Origin of the sequence: Cyanobium sp. Aljojuca 7D2 (assembly GCF_024346415.1) — a bacterium.
GTDB lineage: Bacteria > Cyanobacteriota > Cyanobacteriia > PCC-6307 > Cyanobiaceae > Cyanobium_A.
On record NZ_JAGQCX010000015.1, the window covers coordinates 15453 to 32480 of the forward strand.

Consider the following 17028-nt stretch of genomic DNA (forward strand, 5'->3'; position numbering starts at 1 on the left):
GGAAAGCAGCATCAAATGTCGAGCTGGGCCAAATCGAGGCTGGCGCTGTGGGTTTCGATGAATTCCCGGCGCGGGGCCACTTTGTCGCCCATCAGGATTGTGAAGATGCGATCGGCTTCGAGGGCATCTTCGATTTCCACACGCTTCATCATGCGGGTGCTGGGATCCATGGTGGTTTCCCAGAGCTGTTGGGGCATCATTTCACCCAAACCCTTGAAGCGCTGGATCGTGTAGTTGGCCTTCTCGCCGAAGCCCTCGATGGTCTTCTTGAGGTCGTTTTCGTTGTAGCAGTAGGTGTGGTTTTTGCCGCGCTCCACCTTGTAGAGAGGAGGGCAGGCGATGTAGATGTAGCCGCCTTCCACCAACGCTTTCTGGTAGCGGAAGAAGAAGGTGAGGATCAGGGTGCGGATGTGGGCGCCGTCCACGTCGGCGTCGGTCATGATCACGATCCGGTGGTAGCGCAGATTCTTCTCGTCGAAGTCTTCGCCCTTGATACCCAGGCCGAGGGCCGTGATCAGCGCCTGAATCTCGGTGTTTTTGTAGATCTTGGCGTCGTCGGTTTTCTCGATGTTGAGGATTTTTCCCCGCAGCGGCAGGATTGCCTGGAAGCGGCGATCGCGGCCCTGCTTGGCAGAGCCACCAGCGGAGTCGCCCTCCACGATGTAGATCTCTGATTCGGAGGGGTCGCGGGAGCTGCAGTCGGCCAGTTTGCCCGGCAGGGTGGAGCTCTCCAGCACGCTCTTGCGGCGCACCAGCTCGCGAGCCCGGCGGGCAGCCTCAGCGGCATTGAAGGCCTGGATCGCCTTCTCGAGGATCAGGTCGATCACCGAGGGGTTGAATTCCAGGTATTCGCTGAGCGCTTCGCCCACCAAGGTATCAACGATGCCGCGCACCTCGGTGTTGCCGAGCTTGGTTTTGGTTTGACCCTCAAATTCAGGATCCGGCACCTTCACCGACAGCACGGCGGTGAGGCCCTCGCGGATGTTTTCACCAGCAAGGTTGGTGTCGGCGTCTTTGCGCTTGCCGCGCTTTTTGGCGAAGGTGTTGAGGGTGCGGGTGAGCACCGTTTTCAGGCCCTCGATATGGGTGCCGCCATCCACGGTGCGGATGTTGTTGGCAAAGCCCAGGATGCTGTCGGAGTAGGCATCCACACACCACTGCAGTGCCGCCTCCACCTGCACGCCGTCCTTTTCGCGGTTGACGTAGATGATTTCCGGATGCAGCGGATCCTTCTCCGCATTCATGTAGGCAACGTATTCCCGGATGCCGCCTTCGTAGAAGTAGATCTCTTCGTGGCACTCACCGGCGGCATTGCGGGCTGAAGCACGGTCGTCGCGGAAGACGATGCGCACACCGCCATTGAGGTAGGCCAGCTCCCGCAGGCGCGAGGAGAGAGTCTGGTAGTCGAACTCGATGCCGGTGGAGAAAATCTCGATATCCGGCTTGAAGCAAACCGAGGTGCCGGTGCGGCCCTGCTCACCGGGGGCGGATTGCAGGATGCCGATCGGCGCACCGCGCTCGAAGCGCTGGGTGTGCACCTGGTTTTGGCGGTAGACGGTGACCTCCACCCACTCGGAGAGGGCGTTGACCACCGACACACCGACGCCGTGCAGGCCGCCGGACACCTTGTAGCCGCCGGAGCCGAACTTGCCGCCGGCGTGCAGCACGGTGAGCACCGTTTCCAGGGCGCTCTTGCCGGTGCGGGGGTGGATGTCGGTGGGGATGCCGCGGCCGTTGTCGGTGACGGCGCAGGAGCCGTTGTCGTTGAGCACCACCAGGATCTGGTCGCAGTGGCCGGCCAGGGCCTCATCCACGGCGTTGTCAACCACCTCGTACACCAGGTGGTGCAGACCCCGGGGCCCGGTGGAGCCGATGTACATGCCCGGGCGTTTGCGCACCGGCTCCAGGCCTTCCAAAACCTGGATCTGCTCGGCGCCATAGGCGGCCTGAATTTTGGTGGAAGCTTGGCTTTCAGCGCTCATGCAGGAAGGTTTCCCCAGGGAATCGGCACAGGACGGCGAGATCCCGGGGCAAGTAAGGCGTGAAACAGACTCAAAAGCCCTTCACGAAAGGCAATTTACCACCGCCAACCCGGCGGGGCACCCCCTGGCAAGGTGGACCCATGAGCCCCACTCAGCCACCCCGTCAGCCACTGGTGATCGTGTTGCTGGGCCCCACCGCCAGCGGCAAAACCGACCTGGCGATCGCCCTGGCCCGCGCCCTGGATCTGGCGGTGTTGAACGTGGATTCGCGCCAGCTATACCGCTCCATGGATGTGGGCACCGCCAAGCCCACGGCCGCCCAGCAGGCCCAGGCCCGCCATGAGCTGCTGGATCTGCGCGATCCGGATCAACCAATCAACTTGCAGGAATTCCGGGCCGTCGCGGAAGCCCAACTCAATGCCGAGCTGGCCCGCCCACGGGCGAGCGGGCCACCCGTGGCGCTCCTCGCGGGCGGTAGCGGCCTCTACCTGCAGGCGATCACCCAGGGCATGGAGCCGCCGGCGGTGCCGCCCCAGCCCCAGCTGCGGGCCCAGCTGGCGGCCCTCGGCCAGCCCCTCTGCCACCAGCTGCTGCGCCAGGGCGACCCCACCGCCGCCGGCCGCATCGCCGCCGCCGATGCCGTGCGCACCCAGCGGGCTCTGGAGGTGCTCTATGCCACCGGGCAGCCCCTCTCCAGCCAGCAGGGAGCCACGCCGCCGCCCTGGCGGGTGCTGGAGCTGGGCCTCAATCCGGTGGATCTCAAAGCCCGCATCGCCGCCCGCACCCGGGCCCTCTACGGCGATGGGCTGGTGGCCGAAACCGAAGCGCTGATCGGGCGCTACGGGGCGGAGCTGCCCCTGCTCGACACGATCGGCTACGCCGAAGCGCGGCAGCGGCTGACGGGGGCCCTCAGCGAAGCCGACGCCATCGCGCTCACCGAGCAGCGCACCCGCCAGTTCGCCAAACGGCAGCGCACCTGGTTCCGGCGGCGGCACGCGCCCATCTGGCTGGAGGGCCGCAGCCCTGAAGAACAATTGAGCCAGGCCTACCAAGAGGTCGCGCGCGGTCTAGGGTGAAGCGTTAGCGATTTCGCGATCCTTCACACCCCTGAATGCCTCCCCGTCCCCGTTTTGACCGCCGTGCTCCCGTGCGGGAGCTGCCCAACATCAACGACCGCATCAGCTACCCCAATTTGCGGGTGGTGGATGCCGACGGCAGTCAACTGGGGGTGATCACCCGAGAAGCGGCGCTGGAGGTGGCCAAAGATCGCGAGCTCGACCTGGTGCTGGTGAGCGAAAAGGCCGATCCGCCGGTGTGCCGGATCATGGACTACGGCAAATACAAGTTTGAGCAGGAGAAGAAGGCCAAGGAGGCTAAGAAGAAGTCGCACCAGACGGAAGTTAAGGAGGTGAAGATGCGCTACAAGATCGATTCGCACGATTACCAGGTGCGGATCGGCCAGGCGCAGCGCTTCCTCAAAGACGGCGACAAGGTGAAGTGCACCGTGATCTTCCGCGGCCGCGAGATCCAGCACACCGCCCTGGCCGAGGTGCTGCTGATGCGCATGGCCAAAGACCTGGAAGACAACGCCGAGATCCAGCAGCCCCCCAAGCGGGAGGGCCGCAACATGATCATGTTCCTGAGCCCCCGCAAGGCCGCCGCCCCCAAGGGCAATGGCAAGGCCCCAGCGAGCGCCGCTGCGGAATAACTAGAGCCGATCTTCAAATAGCGCCAGCATCTGGCTCCACCCCTCGGCCGCCGCCGCGGGGTGAAAATCGGCGCGGGCTTCGCACATGAAGCCATGGCCGGCCCCGGCGGCCATGATCAGGGGCGGCTGGCCGGCTGACGCCAGGGCGGCGCGGATCGCGGCCAGCTCCTTGGGTGGCATCAGCGGGTCGTGGTCGCCGCAGAAGCACAGCAGCTTGCCGCTGATCTGCGGCATCACAGCAAGGGTGGGCGGCCCGCCACCGGGGCGATCGGTGGACACCCGGGCGCCATAGAAATCGCAGGTGGCCACCACCTCAGGCAGGGTGGCCGCCAACAGGGCCAGGTGACCGCCAAAGCAGAAGCCAACGCAACCCACCGGCCGCTGCTCCAGGCCCGGCTGCGCCTGGAGCCAGGCGATGGCGGTGCGGGCGTCGTCGAGAAACTGGGCGGCGGTGAGCTGGTCGCGGTGGCGGCGGCCCTCCTCCAGGCCTGCGGCGTCGTAGCCCACATCCAGATCGGGGGCAGTGCGGGAAAAAATCGGCAGCGCCAGCGCCGCGTAGCCGTGACCCGCCAGCCGCTCCGCCACGCTGCGCACCCAGCCATTCACCCCAAACACCTCCGGCAGCACCAGCACCGCCGCCCGTGGCGCCCGATCCACCGGCGGCCGGGCCCACCAGCCGCGCAGCTGGGGCGAGAGCTGTTGCCAGCCAGCCTGCACGGGGCCTGCCGGCGCGGGGAGATCTGCTGCGGACGGGGCTGGGGACTTCGACATGGGCTGGGGGCGGGGTACGGGCTGTTGCCGGCGCGTTCAGAGAGTTGTACAGCTTGTACAGATTTCCGGAGTGCCGATCCCACACAGCACGTCAACCCAGGTCAACGCAACCGCCATAGGGAGCCAACCGGCACACGCGCGTATGCCAACGGGGGGATTGTCCCCAGGGCAGATGCTCCTTATGGTGGCCACCAGCCCAATTGGCCCAAACCCCGGCGTGCGATTCCACATTCAGCAGGAAAGCGACATTCCGGCCTCCACGCAGCTCTACAACCAGATCTGCTTTGCCATTGCGGCCCGTCACTACCCGCCGGGGCACCGATTGCCCAGCACCCGGCAGCTGGCGATGCAAACCGGCCTGCACCGCAACACGATCAGCAAGGTGTACCGCCAGCTGGAAACCGACGGCGTCGTGGAGGCGATGGCCGGTTCGGGCATTTACGTGCGCGACCAGCAGAAGCCCAAGGAGATCAAGCCACCACCGGGGCCCCGCGGCCGCTCGCTGCCCGACATTGACCGCCAGGTGCGTCAGAGCGTGGATGGGCTGCTGAATGCCGGCTGCACCCTGCAGCAGAGCCGCGATCTGCTCACCCGCGAGATCGACTGGCGGCTGCGCTGCGGCGCCCGGGTGCTGGTCAGCACCCCCCGGGAAGACCTCGGCGCCTCGCACCTGATCGCCGAGGAGCTCACCCCCAATCTGCAGGTGCCGGTGGAAGTGGTGCCAATGGAGGAGCTGGCGGCGGTGCTCACCGAATCCAACAACGGCACGGTGGTGACCAGCCGCTACTTCCTGCAGCCGGTGGAGGAGATCGCCAAGCTCCACGGCGTGCGCGCGGTGGCGGTGGACCTCAACGATTTCCGCCACGAACTCGACCTGCTCAAGGAGCTGCGTCAGGGCAGCTGCGTGGGCCTGGTGAGCATCAGCCCGGGCATCCTGCGTGCCGCGGAGGTGATCTTGCACAGCATGCGCGGCAACGAGCTGCTGGTGATGACCGCCAACCCCGACACCGGCAGCCGGCTGCTGGCCCTGCTGCGGGCCGCCAGTCACGTGCTCTGCGACCGCCCCAGCCTGCCGCTGGTGGAGCAGAGCCTGCGACAGAACCGCTCCCAGCTGATGCGGATGCCTGTGGTGCACTGCGCCCAGAGCTACCTGGGAGCCGCCACCATCGACGGCCTGCGCAAGGAAATCGGGCTACTGGCGGGGTAGAATTAAAAATATTTCTACCCCGGCGTCAGCATGGGCATGAACATCAAAGACCCCAAGGTTCATGCCATGGCACGAGAGCTGGCTGCAAAGCGGGGCAGCAGCGTCACCGACGCCGTGCGCCAAGCCCTGGCAGCAGAACTCGCCAGAGAAGCAGCGCCGGGGCCTGCCAACCTTCGCGCCACGAAATTGGAAGCCGTGAGGCGAATTCAGGCCAGCTTTTGCCAGCGGCCTGCCCACGATCCACGTTCTGCTCGCGAGTTGCAGGATTCGCTCTACGACAGCCACGGGCTGCCGGCCTGAAACAACGCATGGTGATCGATACCTCAGCCTTGCTCGCCGTTCTGTTCAGGGAACCGGAAGCGGATCGCTTCAGTGAGCTGATGGTCGACGCTCCCGTGCTGCTGATGTCGTCGGCAACCCAGCTGGAGACCTTTCTGGTCGCAGAAGGAAGCCGCTTCGGAGCAGGCCACGAAACCGTGACAGCCCTTTGCGGAGCGCTGGACATCCAAGTGGTGGCCTTTGATCAGCAGCACCTCACCTGGGCCTTCAGAGGCTGGCGAGACTTTGGCAAGGGTCGTCACCCGGCCGGGCTGAATCTGGGCGACTGCTTCAGCTATGGCCTTGCCAAAGCCCTCAACATGCCGCTCCTGTTCAAGGGCAACGACTTTGGGCTGACGGATGTCGACGTTGCAAAGGTGTGACTGAAGCACTCGGGCAGGATGGCTCCATGTTGAAGGCCCTGCGCGCCGACCTGGCGATCATCAAGGAGCGCGATCCGGCGGCACGGGGCACGCTCGAGATCCTGCTCTGTTACCCGGGCTTCCACGCCCTGTGCCTGCACCGCATCAGCCACCGCCTGTGGCGCTCACGCCTGCCACTGGCGCCCCTGGCGGGCCGCGCCCTGAGCCAGGTGAGCCGCCTGCTCACCGGCGTGGAGATTCACCCGGGGGCCCGGATCGGCGAAGGGGTGTTCATCGACCACGGCATGGGCGTGGTGATCGGTGAAACGGCCGTGATCGCCAACCGCTGCCTGCTGTATCAGGGGGTGACCCTGGGGGGCACGGGCAAGGCCCACGGCAAACGCCACCCGACGCTGCTGGAAAACGTGGTGGTGGGGGCCGGCGCCAAGGTGCTGGGCGCGATCACCGTGGGGGCCAACACCCGCATCGGCGCCGGATCGGTGCTGCTGCGCGACGTGGCGGCCGACAGCACCGTGGTGGGCATTCCCGGCCGGGTGATCCACCAGAGCGGCGTGCGCATCGATCCCTTGGCCCACTCCGCCCTGCCCGATGCGGAAGCGGGGGTGATTCGCAACCTGATGGAGCGCATCGATTCCCTGGAAAATGAGCTCGCCCGCACCCAGGCCTGCCTGCGGGAGCTGGCAGCTGGCCGGCCGCTCATGGAAACCTGCCGCGGCGAATCCCAGAGTCTCAAGGACCGGGAGATCTTGGAATTCCTGGGCGACGGGGGCGGTGGCACTGGCGGTAGCAGTGGCAGTGGCGGAGGTTCGCAAGCATGAGATTGGCGCTGACCTTCCCCAGAGCCCTGTGGCGCCAACGGGAACTCTGGTGGCAACTCAGCCGACGCGAAGTGCAGGGCCGCTACCGCGGCTCGATGCTCGGCTGGGGTTGGAGCCTGATCACCCCATTGCTGATGTTAGCGGTGTACACCTTTGTGTTTTCACAGGTGTTTCAAGCCCGCTGGGGTGACCTGCAGCAGAGCGGGCCGCTGGTGTTTGCGATCAACCTGTTTGCCGGCCTGATTGTTTTCAACCTGTTCGCGGAAACAGCATCAAAAGCCCCAAACTTAATACTTGCCAATACAAACTTGGTGACCAAGGTAATCTTTCCTCTGGAGATCTTGCCGGCAGTAGCAGTATCGGCTGCGCTCTTTCACGCGTCTACAAGCCTGGTGGTACTGATTGCCTTTCAGCTGGTCAATGGATTAGCTGCAGGCGGGACCATTGGGGTGCCGAGCACGCTGCTATGGCTGCCAGTGGTGTGGCTGCCGCTTGTGTGCGGATGCCTCTCACTGAGCTGGCTTCTTTCCGCTACTGGAGTGTTTTTACGTGATCTCGACCAGGTGATGGGCGTACTGACAAATCTACTGATGTTCCTAAGCGCGGTGTTTTATCCCCTCAGCGCACTCCCAATCGAATGGCAGCCACTGCTGCAGCTCAATCCACTTGCTCTGGTGATCGAACAAACACGCAGGGTGGCTATTGCTGGTTTTCCTCCCCAAGCGAGCTATGTAGCTGGAAGTATCCTCATTGGACTCCTCAGCTGCGAAGTCACTTACAGGGCGTTTCAGAAAGCCAGAAGGGGCTTCGCAGATGTTCTTTAATAACAACTTTAAGCCGTATATTTCATCATCAACAATACGTTGAAGCCATGACTGCGCACGCCAATGATGCCCAAGAGATTGAATGCCCAGCTATCCAGGTTCAAAACCTGAGCAAGTGCTATCGCATCTACAAGCACCCCCGCGATCGCATGCTACAAGCCCTTTGGGGCAAAACTGGTCTTGGCAGCACTCAAGCAACCTATTACCGGGAGTTCTGGGCCCTAAAGCAGCTGAGCTTTGAGGTGCAGAGAGGTCAAACCCTGGGTGTTGTCGGTCGCAATGGCTCAGGCAAAAGCACCCTTCTGCAACTGATATGCGGCACCCTCCAACCGACCACCGGGGTCGCACAGGTGAGGGGCCGCGTGGGAGCACTACTGGAACTGGGAAGCGGATTCAATCCGGAATTCAGCGGGCTAGAAAATGTGTACCTAAATGCAGCGCTACTCGGCCTTCGCCGCACCGAAATAGAAACAAAACTAGATCAGATTCTTAGCTTTGCAGACATCGGAGACTTCGTGCATCAACCGGTCAAGACCTATTCCAGTGGAATGGCTGTACGTCTTGCCTTTGCCGTGCAAGCACATATCAATCCCGATGTCCTCGTGGTCGACGAAGCCTTAGCGGTGGGCGACGAACTATTTCAGAAGAAATGCTATGCACATCTTGAGCGCCTAAAAGAACAGGGTACCTCGATTTTGCTTGTTACCCACAGCAATGTGCAGATCATGCAGCACTGTGACGAAGCACTTCTTCTTCACAAAGGTCAGGCCAAGCTAATCGGCGACCCAGCCAGAATCATTGTCTTTTACCAGCGTCTCTTGAATGCAGATGACTCTAAATGGGATGCTATTTTTGAACAGGGCAACCATGCCGCACTCAAGGAAGAGCATGAATCAGCCGATCGCAACAGAGAAATCAACAACCCAAGCCCCACTGACAGCCATCCCGCCAAAGCCGATGCTGATAGTGACAAGAATCAACTGATTGCAGGTGCCTCATACGACCCAGGGCTCAAGCCTCAGTCTACGGAAATTTACCCGAGCCATGGCGGAGAGATTCAGGATGCGTGGGCTGAGAACCTGAAGGGCGAAAAAGTGAATACTCTGCCATTCGGCGAAGATTTTTCGATCGTTATTTGCTACAAGTCCAGTGAAGAGCTAGTGCATGCAGCCATGTCCTGCTATGTCGCAAGCCATACGGGGCTAGGCATCAGCGGACAATCAATACCTGCCAACATGGGGCCAAAGCCTGGTGGTTATATTTTGACTATCCCGCCAAACACACAATGGAAAGCGCGCTACGCCTTTAAAGGCGGCTTTTGGCCTGGAGTTTATTTAATCAGCGGGGCGCTAGTAGTATTCGCGGCAGAAGGGAAAAAATTCGTTCATCGCGTTATCGATTTCCGTGCCATTCGAATCCTCGATTGCAACTCAGCAACGCCTCTTGGGGTCTGCTCCCTAAGCTCCCAACAGGGTCAAATCGACGGACTTGATGTTTAGGCCGTCGCCCCCTGGGGAGCCGGCGCCGGCTGGAACATGAACATCGAGTAGATCACGTTGCGGCGCATCTGGGTCATCATCTCGAGGAACATATCGTAGCCCTCGTTTTTGTATTCGATCAACGGGTCCTTCTGGCCGTAGCCGCGCAGGCCCACCGATTCACGCAGGGCATCCATCGCCTGGAGGTGCTCGCGCCAGAGGGTGTCGATCTGCTGGAGGATGAAGTAGCGCTCGGCTTCGCGCATCAGCCCGGGCCGCTGCTGCTCGATCTGGCCCTCCTTGATGTCGTAGGCGTTGCGCAGCTGCTCCTGCAGGAAGGCCTTGAGCTCCTCCACCCCCAGGCCCTGGAGCTGATCCGGGGTGAGATCTTCCAGCAGGTAGATGAACTCCTTGGTTTTGTCCACCAGACGGGTGAGGTCCCACTCCTCGGGCGGTAACTCGGGGTTCACGTAAGCCTCCACGATGTCGTCCACCGTGCGTTCGCCGTAGCCGATCACCTGGGCTTTGAGCTCGCGGCCCTCGAGCACGCGACGGCGCTCGGTGTAGACGGCCTTGCGCTGGTTGTTCATCACCTCGTCGTATTCGAACACCTGCTTGCGGATGTCGTAGTAGTACGTTTCCACCTTCTTCTGAGCCCCTTCGAGGGAGCGGGTGAGCATGCCCGACTCGATCGGCATGTCCTCCTCCACCCGGAAGGCATTCATCAGCCCGGCGACGCGGTCGCCACCGAAAATGCGCAGCAGGTTGTCTTCCAGCGACAGGAAGAAGCGGGTGGAGCCGGGGTCGCCCTGGCGACCGGCTCGGCCGCGCAGCTGGTTGTCGACGCGGCGCGATTCGTGGCGCTCGGTGCCGATCACGTGCAGGCCGCCGGCTTCGCGCACCTGCTGCTCGTTTTGCTTCACCACGGCGTCGTATTCGTCCTTCACCTGGGCGATGCAATCGCGCAGGGCCTGGATCTGGGGGTCGTCGGTGGGGGCTTTTTCGGCCGCCTGGGCGATGCGGTCGTCGAGCTCCAGCAGGGTGAGGCTGCGGTCGCCCCAGGCCGCCACGAGGGCTTTAGCCAACTGGCTGAGGGCCTTCTCGGTCCCTTCTGTGAGGGTGCAGGGGTAAAGGCTGCCCAGAGCCCGGGCGTCACGGCTGGCCTTGGCCGACGGAATCGGCCGGTGCTCGTTTTCGGGCCGCACCAGCTTGGGCAGCAGGATCTCGCGCAGCTTGAGGCGCGCCATGTAATCGCTGTTGCCGCCGAGGATGATGTCGGTGCCGCGGCCGGCCATGTTGGTGGCGATGGTGACGGCACCAGCGCGGCCCGCCTGGGCCACGATCTCGGCCTCCCGCTCGACGTTTTCCGGCTTGGCGTTGAGCAGGTTGTGGGGAATCTCCTGCTCGGCCAATAGGGCGGAGAGCAGCTCCGATTTCTCCACGCTGGTGGTGCCCACCAGCACCGGCCGGCCGCTCTGGTGCACCTCGGCGGTTTCCAGGGCCACGGCGCGCCACTTGGCGGTTTCGGTTTTGTACACCTGATCGGTCCAGTCGGAGCGGGAGCGCACCCGGTTGGTGGGCACGATCGTGACTTCGAGCTTGTAGGTCTTCTCGAACTCCACCTCCTCGGTTTTGGCGGTGCCAGTCATGCCGGCCAGGCGCGGGTAGAGCAGGAAGAAGTTTTGGTAAGTGATCGAGGCGAGCGTTTGGGTTTCGGGCTGGATCTCCAGCTGCTCCTTGGCCTCGATCGCCTGGTGCAGGCCATCGCTCCAACGGCGGCCCGGCATCACCCGACCGGTGAACTCATCGACGATCACCGCATCGCCGCTGCGCACGATGTAGTTCACATCTTTGGTGAACAGCTCCTTGGCCTTGAGGGCGTTGGTGATGAAGTGGGCCCAGGGGTCGGCGGGGTCGAACAGATCGCTCACGCCCAGCATCGCCTCGGCCTTGGCATATCCCTCGTCGGTGAGGGTCACATTGCGCTGCTTCTCGTCGACCTCGTAGTCGCCCTCGGGATCGATGCCGTCTTTGCCCATCTCGGCGGCGCGCTCGAGGGCGTCGGCCACCTCGGCGGCGCGGCGGTACTTCTCCTGGGGGCGCTCGATCTGGCCGGAGATGATCAGCGGCGTGCGGGCCTCATCCACCAGGATCGAGTCGACTTCGTCGATCACGCAGAAGTTGGGCGCGCGCTGCACCACCTCGGCGATGTCGCTGGCCATGTTGTCGCGCAGGTAGTCGAAGCCCAGCTCGCTGTTGGTGGCGTAGGTGATGTCGCAGGCGTAGTTGGCGCGGCGCGTGGCCGGGTCCATCTCCTGCTGGATCAGACCCACCGAGAGCCCCAGGAAGCGGTGCACCTGGCCCATCCACTCGGCGTCGCGCCGGGCCAGGTAGTCGTTCACCGTCACCACGTGCACGCCGCGGCCGGTGAGGGCGTTGAGGTAGGCCGGCAGGGTGGCCACGAGGGTTTTGCCCTCGCCGGTTTTCATCTCGGCGATCTGGCCGTCGTGCAGCACCATGCCGCCGATCAGCTGCACATCGAAGTGGCGCATGCCCAGCACCCGCTTGCCGGCTTCGCGCACCACGGCAAAGGCCTGGGGCAGCAGCTCATCGAGCAGGGCCCGCTCCTTGGCAGGGTTGCCGGCCACCTGCTCCAGCTTCTGGCGGAATTCGCCGGTGAGGCCCCGCAGCTCGTCGTCGGAGAGGGGGGCGATCTCCTCCTCGAGCAGATTGATGTCGGAAACGATCGGCTGGTAGCGCTTCAGCTTGCGGGCATTGGGGTCACCCAGCAGGAGCTTGAGCATGGAAAGGGGCCGATCAGTGCTGGGAGCAGCCTACTGAGGCGGGCCAAACGGGCTAACGGCAAGGCCTGAGTACACACCAGGTCTTCAGAGCCCTACGACTCCACTCCCACACAGGAGCGAAGCCCGGCTGTGGTGAATGTGCCGGCACAGACCCTTTCACACACCTGCACGAACAAATCCACGTGATGGGCAAAGCGGCCCTGGTAGAGATGGAACACGCGATCAGCAAAAACACTGCCGATGCCGTAGTGACCGTAGTGGCCGAGGCGCCAAAGCCCCTCTGGGCTGGGATGGTGGTAACAGGTGGGCTACCAAGCGCGATAGGCCAAACCATGCTCCTCGGCGCGCCAGCTGAGCTCCTCGGCCACGTCTCCGCGGACAGTGGGGCGGCAGCTGGGGCAGCCGAGCCGATGCCAGGCGCTTCGGGAAATCGCCAGGAATGCAGGAGCGGCAAAGATGTGGCGACCGCCCTGGATATGGTTGGAGGCTTGGGCCAGACCAAGCAAACTCTGATGTTGACCTGCGTAGGACACGGCTTCCAGCACAGCCTGACGGCTGAGGGGGACGCAATCGTTGTCCACGACCAATAGCACTTCAGCCTGGGATCCCTTGAGCAGGGCATCGATCCAACAACCATGATCAACCTGCAACCGATGCTGGCGAATCGGCAGGTCGAAATGGGAAAACACAGCAGCCTGCTGCTCCGCAAGACGCGGGTCAGCGGAGGGCCAGGAGAGGGAATGGATTTCAACCTGCATAATGATAATCTAATTAACTGGATCTGTCCGCAACGGACCGATTCAGTCGCGGGTGTTGCGAATCTTGATTGGCAAGTGCATGGTGATTAAAGCTAGCCATGAGCAAGGTTTCAGCTCTGCTCTAGGGAGTGCTGCCAGGAATTTATCCTTGGGCGACAGCATCCTGGTTCAAATAGAGACACCCTCAGGATTTGGCAGGAAACGGCCAGAGGTTGGCTGGTGAAGCAGCTTGCTAGCTCTTGCCCGCAGGCGGCAGCGACCCATTACAAATCAACTCATTCCCATTCAGCCCAATTTTTCTCAAAGATTTAGTTGCGATGCTTATTCAACAGGAAGGACATTGGCGTCTTTGGCTGGAGAGTTGCTGCCATCTCAAAACTTACGGTCTGCCGACGATTTTACACATCGGAATGGAAAAGACCGGCTCAACAGCAATCCAAGTTTGGCTAGCGAAAGAGCGTCCGGCTCTCGCCAAGAGAGGCTGGCATGTACCCAAAACCCTAGGGCTTCTTAATCATCGAGAAGTCTCCTTTCTTGGTTACGATCCCGAACGAAGAGATGATGGAACCAGCCGTCGCGGTATTTGCACCAACCAAGATTTGCTGCGACTCCAAGGAGAAATTCTAGAGCGACTACGTGACGAAGTGACCCAGGCTCGCAACGCTGATCAGCGCGCCCTGCTCTTGAGCACAGAACTTGCGTCTAGCCGTCTGACACACAGCAGGGAAATTAAGCGACTATTCAGCGCTCTCCGTGAAGCCGGAGTTGGTCCAATCCTCATCGTTTTATTTCGGCGCGATCCAACATCCTTGATTGAATCTCGCCATTCAACAGCGATTCAGCATGAAGGCTGGCTAGCGCCACACCCTCCAGCGCCTGGCACGCCCCTGGCAGATTTATTCGGAAACCAAGTTGATCTCGAGCGGCGCTGGATGGAAGCCATCAAAGCCACATCGGAGACTTCGCTTGAAGTGTATCGATATGCGCCAAAAACCTTAGTTGCAGGATCCTCAGCGGCCACTGTTGCGACCTTGCTTGGTTGCGACAAAGCCCTACAAGAAACTGCAAAAACAATACGCTCAAATCCACCATTGCCACTCTTGAATCTCATCCTATTGCGATTTTGCAACTGGCTCGAGCGGCAGCCTGGGGCATGGATCAAAAGAGGATGCGCGCGAATGCGCCCCATACTGATGAAATACCCTCTTGGCCCATGGCGCTATCAATTACCCTTAAAACTCAAACAATTGTACAAAAGCTATTACCTTGAGAGCGCTCTTCCACCCGGTGAAGCCTGGCTGATGAGTAGCAGCTGGTTCAAAGCCGGGTAGGCAGAGAGCAAGAATTCAATCGATCTTTAAACAGAGGCCTAGCTTGATCAAGCTTTTCAGGATCAATGCCATTGCGCGAAACAACGAGCTGACAAGTTGCCGAATTTAAAAAGCGGATGAAGAGATTCGAACTCTCGACCCTCTCCTTGGCAAGGAGATGCTCTACCACTGAGCTACATCCGCAAATGTCGCAAAAACCAAAGTCCTGCGACCAACCGACGAATCGATTACCCATAAATATTGCACCATCGAGCTGCCCTGCGTCAAATCTCCGGCGCTCCTTGACCAGCCAGGCAAACAGCCGCACCCGGAGGGAGTCGCTCGTAAGGGGCGAGGAACCCCACACCCAGCGGCTGCAATAAGCCCACAGCCCCCTGGCGGAGGGCCATCACCACTCACCACCAGGCGACGGGCGGGCCAGGTTTGCGCAGCCAAACGGGCCAAAACCCTGCCCCGCCCCGCCGGCTTTCTCCGGGCGCCAGGGGCATCTGCCACGCTTGGGAAGGCCAGTCAGCCTCGAGCTCCAATGGGGGGTGCAACCACCATGGATCGCAATCATGGTCTGATGCCGGACAGAACCATGACAGGCCGCCACCCTGATTTTCTTGGCATTGGCACGCAGAAAGGAGGCACCACAAGCCTGCAAAAGGCCCTGGCACGCCACCCCAACGTGTTTCTGCCGGGCAGCAAGGAACTGCACTACTTCACCTTGCACAGCAGCCAGGGGGTCACCTGGTATGAGGCCCAGTTCGCTGCCGCGACTGCCGAACAGCAGTGTGGGGAGATCACGCCCTACTACCTGTTTCATCCAGAAGCTCCCCGCCGAATCCATGCCCTGGTGCCCGAGGTGCGGCTGATGGTGCTGCTACGCGACCCGGTGGAGCGGGCCCTTTCACAGTATTTCCATGCCCACCGCCTTGGCTTTGAGCCCCTGGAACTGGAAGCAGCGTTGGAAGCCGAGCCCGGGCGACTGGCAGGGGCCGAGCAACGCCTGGCGGCCGCCGGCAGCCGCGACGACAGCCACCAGAAACACAGCTACGTGGCCCGCAGCCGCTACGAGCTGCAGCTGGCGCGCTACGAGGCGCTGTTTACCCCCCAGCAGCTGCTGGTGCTGCGCAGCGAAGATCTGTTTGCCGAGCCCGAGCGGATCTGGCAGCAGATCCAAACCTTCCTGGGGCTAGCACGGATACCCCTGCCCACACCGCTGGAGCAGGCCAATGCGGGCCGGGGAGAAGCGGCGGCGGTGAGCCCGGCAATCCGGGCCCAGCTGCGCGTCAAACTGGCGCCAACCGCAGCGGCCATTCGCAACCGCTACGGCTTCGATTGGGCTTGGTAGCTGCAGAGCACCTACTGCTCTGGCGAGCAGACAGGTTGACTGGACAAGCCTGAACTCTGCCTGCAATCCTCATCCAGTGCTGAGCAGGGTGCTAATTGGCAGCGAAGCAATCACTCTCAGCAATGGGCCCGGCAACGGCAACCTGGCTACCCGGATTGGATGTGGTGCGTGCTGCGGCCATCGTGTTGGTGGTGTTCGCCCACGGACGTGTGCTCTTGCCAAGGGGCACAGCGCTTGACCAGCCCTGGTTAGCCCCTGCCCATTGGGGCATTGAGCTGTTCTTTGCGTTGAGCGGCTATCTAATCGTGAGCCAATTGGTTGCTGTTCTCGCTGGAGGTTCCTGGCACGGGCTGCGGGTGTTCTGTTGGAAGCGTTTCCTACGCACGATGCCCGTGTACTGGATCATGTTGGCCTTGTTGAGCCTCATGCTGCCTGCGGAGATCCGTTTTCAGGTTTGGCTGCGGGAAGCTCTGTTCCTGCGAACCTTTCCCGTGCTGAGCAATGGCGTTGACCCCTTGCTGGCGGTCAACTGGTCGCTTGCGGTGGAGGAGATGAGCTACGTACTCCTGGCATTGCTGACGGCAGCATTGCTGAGGTATAGGCATCTATGGCGAGGTGTCGGCCTGTCCGAGCGAGCAGTTCTGACGGGCTTGATGCTGCTGTTAATCGGAATCGGCCTGGCCAGCCGAGCCTGGGCCGTGAACCAGGGTTTCAGCCTGGACCAATTGAAGTTTTCAGCTGTACTGCACGTGGACGCCCTCGCCTATGGCGGATTGGCCCGCCTCTGGGCAGGCGGCCAGAGCGCTCGCCCGGGGGCGATGGCTGGAACCCCTTGGCTACTGGGAGTGGCGCTACTGCCGATCACTGCTTGGATCGGCTTCGTTGTGCGTGCCCCATACCTCTTGGAAGGGCAGAGATCAACAGATCTCCTAACCCATTCATGCATGGCCTATGGCATCAGCCGAATTGTGGCGGCGGGCTTGGTCCTTGCCGTGGCAGCAGTGCCGCCAGCAGCGTTTACAAAAAACAGGCTATGGGTCAGCTTGATCAGCACTACGGCGGCGGCCAGCTACTCCACCTACTTGCTGCACCAGGTACTTGTGCTCCAGTGGGCTCGGCAGCTGAAAAATCAAGCTCCTGGCCTCAGTGGAGAACTCTTCATGCTTTACCTCTTGCTCAGTCTGGCGTTGGGCTATTTGTCGTATCAAGTGTTGGAGCGGCCCTGGATCAAGCTCCGCCAACGTCTAACGGTGTAGCCAACGGATTCGCCGACGACCCACTTCCGCGTGGGGCAGCGCCGCAAAGCCTGG

The 17028-nt window shown here is 61.9% G+C and carries 15 protein-coding genes and 1 tRNA gene; 12 read left to right on the forward strand and 4 right to left on the reverse strand.

From position 1 onward, the window contains the following. Window positions 1-11 precede the first annotated feature (11 nt). Window positions 12-1982, reverse strand: a complete 1971-nt coding sequence (gene gyrB / locus KBY57_RS13040; protein WP_254996314.1) for a DNA topoisomerase (ATP-hydrolyzing) subunit B — start codon at window positions 1980-1982, stop codon at window positions 12-14. 140 nt (window positions 1983-2122) lie between these two features. On the opposite strand from gyrB, the gene miaA reads away from it, so the two are divergent. Both miaA and infC read left to right on the forward strand, forming a co-directional pair. After that, complete coding sequence (gene miaA / locus KBY57_RS13045) at window positions 2123-3058, forward strand: tRNA (adenosine(37)-N6)-dimethylallyltransferase MiaA (RefSeq protein ID WP_254996315.1); 936 nt, start codon at window positions 2123-2125, stop codon at window positions 3056-3058. A 35-nt stretch (window positions 3059-3093) separates the two neighbouring features. After that, on the forward strand, window positions 3094-3690 hold the full coding sequence (gene infC, locus KBY57_RS13050) for a translation initiation factor IF-3 (RefSeq protein WP_094559024.1): 597 nt from the start codon (window positions 3094-3096) through the stop codon (window positions 3688-3690). Here the strand turns inward: infC and KBY57_RS13055 are convergent, their stop codons facing one another. Next, entirely contained in the window at window positions 3691-4461 is a 771-nt protein-coding gene (locus KBY57_RS13055) for a dienelactone hydrolase family protein (RefSeq protein ID WP_254996316.1), read from the reverse strand. 217 nt (window positions 4462-4678) lie between these two features. On the opposite strand from KBY57_RS13055, the gene KBY57_RS13060 reads away from it, so the two are divergent. The 6 genes from KBY57_RS13060 to KBY57_RS13085 all read left to right on the forward strand — a co-directional run bounded on the left by KBY57_RS13060 (window position 4679) and on the right by KBY57_RS13085 (window position 9510). Next, the gene (locus KBY57_RS13060) at window positions 4679-5668 is read left to right on the forward strand and encodes a GntR family transcriptional regulator (RefSeq protein ID WP_254996347.1); all 990 of its coding nucleotides are present in this window, start codon (window positions 4679-4681) and stop codon (window positions 5666-5668) included. Between the two features lie 66 nt (window positions 5669-5734). Continuing rightward, entirely contained in the window at window positions 5735-5968 is a 234-nt protein-coding gene (locus KBY57_RS13065) for a type II toxin-antitoxin system VapB family antitoxin (protein WP_409996457.1), read from the forward strand. 8 nt (window positions 5969-5976) lie between these two features. Further along, window positions 5977-6369 carry a type II toxin-antitoxin system VapC family toxin gene (locus tag KBY57_RS13070; RefSeq protein ID WP_254996317.1) on the forward strand — a complete coding sequence of 131 codons (393 nt, stop codon included), beginning with the start codon at window positions 5977-5979 and terminating at the stop codon, window positions 6367-6369. Window positions 6370-6395: 26 nt separating this feature from the next. Continuing rightward, window positions 6396-7187 (forward strand): serine O-acetyltransferase, encoded by a 792-nt coding sequence (cysE, locus tag KBY57_RS13075; protein ID WP_254996318.1) that lies wholly within the window; start codon window positions 6396-6398, stop codon window positions 7185-7187. Between the two features lie 2 nt (window positions 7188-7189). Next, complete coding sequence (locus KBY57_RS13080) at window positions 7190-8011, forward strand: ABC transporter permease (protein ID WP_254996321.1); 822 nt, start codon at window positions 7190-7192, stop codon at window positions 8009-8011. Between the two features lie 47 nt (window positions 8012-8058). Next, entirely contained in the window at window positions 8059-9510 is a 1452-nt protein-coding gene (locus tag KBY57_RS13085) for an ABC transporter ATP-binding protein (protein WP_254996322.1), read from the forward strand. Here the strand turns inward: KBY57_RS13085 and secA are convergent. Further along, a complete protein-coding gene (gene secA, locus KBY57_RS13090) occupies window positions 9507-12293 on the reverse strand; it encodes a preprotein translocase subunit SecA (protein ID WP_254996325.1) in 2787 nt (928 codons plus the stop codon). The two genes, KBY57_RS13085 and secA, sit on opposite strands and share 4 nt — an antisense overlap. Before the next feature lie 635 nt (window positions 12294-12928). Here secA and KBY57_RS13095 point away from each other — a divergent pair. Beyond that, window positions 12929-13141, forward strand: a complete 213-nt coding sequence (locus KBY57_RS13095; RefSeq protein ID WP_254996326.1) for a hypothetical protein — start codon at window positions 12929-12931, stop codon at window positions 13139-13141. Window positions 13142-13290: 149 nt separating this feature from the next. Then, window positions 13291-14382 carry a hypothetical protein gene (locus tag KBY57_RS13100; RefSeq protein ID WP_254996327.1) on the forward strand — a complete coding sequence of 364 codons (1092 nt, stop codon included), beginning with the start codon at window positions 13291-13293 and terminating at the stop codon, window positions 14380-14382. 111 nt (window positions 14383-14493) lie between these two features. On the opposite strand, the gene KBY57_RS13105 is transcribed toward KBY57_RS13100, so the two are convergent. Then, window positions 14494-14565: transfer RNA gene (locus tag KBY57_RS13105), tRNA-Gly, on the reverse strand. 397 nt (window positions 14566-14962) lie between these two features. Between KBY57_RS13105 and KBY57_RS13110 the strand changes: the two genes are divergently transcribed. Both KBY57_RS13110 and KBY57_RS13115 read left to right on the forward strand, forming a co-directional pair. Further along, entirely contained in the window at window positions 14963-15718 is a 756-nt protein-coding gene (locus tag KBY57_RS13110) for a sulfotransferase domain-containing protein (protein WP_254996328.1), read from the forward strand. A 95-nt stretch (window positions 15719-15813) separates the two neighbouring features. Further along, on the forward strand, window positions 15814-16974 hold the full coding sequence (locus KBY57_RS13115) for an acyltransferase family protein (RefSeq protein WP_254996329.1): 1161 nt from the start codon (window positions 15814-15816) through the stop codon (window positions 16972-16974). Window positions 16975-17028 lie beyond the last annotated feature (54 nt).